1 protein-coding gene is annotated in these 3,100 nt (G+C 66.6%); it reads right to left on the bottom strand.

What is annotated here, in order from left to right:
• Window positions 1-3,075 (bottom strand): efflux RND transporter permease subunit (locus QZH66_RS14685; protein WP_305806666.1); only part of this gene is annotated, 3,075 nt, incomplete at its 3' end.
• Window positions 3,076-3,100 lie beyond the last annotated feature (25 nt).

The raw sequence follows: 3,100 nt of genomic DNA, 5'->3' as shown, positions 1-3,100 counted from the left end.
CCGGTCGAGGTAGAGGTAGACCACCGGCGTGGTGAACAGGGTCAGCATCTGCGACAGCAGCAGCCCGCCGACCATGGCGTAGCCCAGCGGCCGGCGCAGTTCCGAACCGGCGCCGTGGCCCAGCATCAGCGGCAGGCCGGCGAGCAGCGCGCACATGGTTGTCATCATGATGGGGCGAAAGCGCAGCAGGCAGGCCTGGTAGATCGCCTCGCGTGGCGCCAGGCCCTGTTCGCGCTCGGCGGTGAGCGCGAAGTCGATCATCATGATGCCGTTCTTTTTCACGATGCCGATCAGCAGGATGATGCCGATCAGCGCGATCACCGTCAGCTCGTAACCGCCGGCCATCAAGATCAGCAGCGCGCCGACGCCGGCCGAGGGCAGCGTCGACAGGATGGTGAGCGGGTGGATGTAGCTCTCGTAGAGCAGGCCGAGCACGATGTAGACCGCGACCAGCGCGGCGGCGATCAGGTAGGGCTGGGTGCTCAGCGAGTCCTGGAAGGCCTGCGCCGTGCCCTGGAACGAACCCCGCAGCGCCTGCGGCAGCCCCATGCCGGCCTGGGCCTGGTTGATGGCTGCCACCGCCTGGCCCAGCGCCACGCCGGGCGCGAGGTTGAACGACAGCGTCACGGCCGGAAACTGCCCCTGGTGGCTGACCGAGAGGTAGGCGGTCTTGTTGGTGTCGAGCGTGACGAAGGCCGACAGCGGCACCTGCTGGCCGGTCAGAGGCGAGGTCAGATAGAGCTTGCCAAACAGCGATGGGTCGGCCTGCAGGGCCGGCGTGACCTCCAGGATGATGTGGTAGCTGTTGATCTGCGTGAAGAACTGGGCCACCTGGCGCTGGCCGATGGCGTCGTAGATCGTCGCGTCGATGGCGGCGGGCGAAAAGCCGAAGCTCGATGCGCGGTCGCGGTTGATCGTCAGTGTGGCGGTCGCGGCAGCATTTTGCAGATCCGAGGCCACGTCGGTGAGCTGCGGCAGCTGGGCAAAGCGCTCCAGCAGCCGGGGCGCCCACAGGTTGAGCTCGTCCAGGTTGGCGTCGGTGATGGTGTACTGGTATTGCGTGCGCGACAGGCGCCCGCCCACGTTGATGTCCTGGCCCGCCTGCATCAGCAGCGAGGCGCCCTCGATGTGCGCGACCTTGGGCCGCAGCCGGGCGATGATCTGGTCGGCGCTCAAGGTGCGCCCTTCGTCCCTGGGCTTGAGCGAGATGAAGAAGTTGCCGGTGTTGAAGGTCGACGAGTTGCCGAACATGGCCAGGCCGGTGACGTCGGGGTCCTGGCGCACCACGTCGGCGAACTGCACCATGCGCCGGTTCATCGCGGCAAACGACGAGTCCTGCCCGGCTTGCGCCGAACCGAAGATGAACCCGGTGTCCTGCTGCGGGAAGAAGCCCTTGGGAATGACGATGAACAGCGCCACCGTGGCCGCCAGGGTAGCGAAGAAGACGCACAACGTGATGAATTGGTGGCGCAGCACCAGGTTCAGGCCGTGCTGGTAGCCATTGAGAAGCGCCGCGAAGCCGCGCTCGAAGAGCTGGTACATCCGCCCGTGCGCGCGGCCGTGCTCGTTCTGCAGGAAGCGCGAACACAGCATGGGTGTCAGGGTCAGCGAAATCAGCACCGAGACCGCGATGGCCAGGGTGACGGTGATGGCGAACTCGCGGAACAGCCGGCCCACGATGCCGCCCATCAGCAACAGCGGTATGAACACCGCCACCAGCGAGACCGAGATCGAGATGATGGTGAAGCCGATCTCGCCGGCGCCCTGGGTGGCCGCCTCCATGGGTGCCATGCCGGCCTCGATGTGGCGGTAGATGTTCTCCAGCATCACGATGGCGTCGTCCACCACGAAGCCAACCGAGATCGTCAGCGCCATGAGCGACAGGTTGTCCAGGCTGAAGCCGACCAGGTACATGATGGCCGTAGTGCCCAGCAGCGCCAGCGGCACCGTGACGCTAGGGATCAGCGTGGCCGCCACATTGCGCAGGAAGAGGAAGATCACCAGCACCACCAGCGCGATGGTCAGCAGCAGCGTGAACTCCACGTCGTGCACCGAGGCGCGTATGGTCTGCGTGCGGTCGACCAGGGTGTGGACCTCGACCGTCGGCGGTATCGCGGCGCGCAGCCGCGGCAGCGCGGCCTTGATCTTGTCGACCGTGTCGATCACGTTGGCACCCGGCTGCTTGAAGATGACCAGCAGGATGGCGCGGGCGTTGTGGATGCCGCTGCCCTGCGCCGCGGCGCCGGCGTAGGCCCAGGCCGCCACCTTGTTGTTTTCCGCGGCGTCGACCGCCACGCCGATGTCGCGCACCCGCACCGGCGCGCCGTTCTTGTAGGCCAGCACCACGTCGTTCCAGGGTGCTGCGCTGAGCAACTGGTCGTTGGTGTAGACGGTGAAGCTCTGCGCCGGTCCGTCGAGCGTGCCCTTGGGCTGGTTGACCGACACGGTGGCGATGACGCCGCGAACGTCTTCCAGGCCCATGCCCAGCGCGGCCAGCTTGCCGGGATCCACCTGCACGCGCACGGCGGGTTTTTGCGCGCCGCCGATGCTGACCAGGCCGACCCCCGAGATCTGCGAAATCTGCTGCGCCAGGATGTTGTCGGCGTAGTCGTTGACCTGGGTCAGGGGCAGCGTTTGCGACTGCACGGTCAGCAGCATGATGGGCGAGTCCGCCGGATTGACTTTGCGAAAGGTCGGCGGGCTTGGCAGGTTGGCCGGCAACTGGCCGCTCGATGCGTTGATGGCCGCCTGCACATCCAGGGCAGCACCGTCGATATTGCGGTTCAAGTCGAACTGCAAGGTGATTTGCGTCGAGCCGATGCCGCTGACCGAGGTCATCTGCGCGAGCCCCGCGATCAGGGCGAAATTGCGCTCCAGCGGCTGCGCCACGTTGGAGGCCATGGTTTCGGGACTCGCCCCCGGCAGGCTGGCAGAAACCTGCAGGGTCGGAAAGTCGACCTGCGGCAGCGGTGCGATGGGCAGCAGCGGGTACGTCGCCACACCCACCAGCAGCAGTGCCAGTGCCAGCAGCGTGGTGCCGATGGGGCGCTGGATGAACCGGGCGGAAATGCTCATTTGCCCGTCCCTGCGCCAGGGGCTG

This window comes from Stenotrophomonas sp. YIM B06876 (assembly GCF_030711595.1).
In the GTDB taxonomy this organism is placed as follows: Bacteria; Pseudomonadota; Gammaproteobacteria; order Xanthomonadales; family Xanthomonadaceae; genus Stenotrophomonas.
This window is presented reverse-complemented; position numbering and strand designations above follow the sequence as displayed.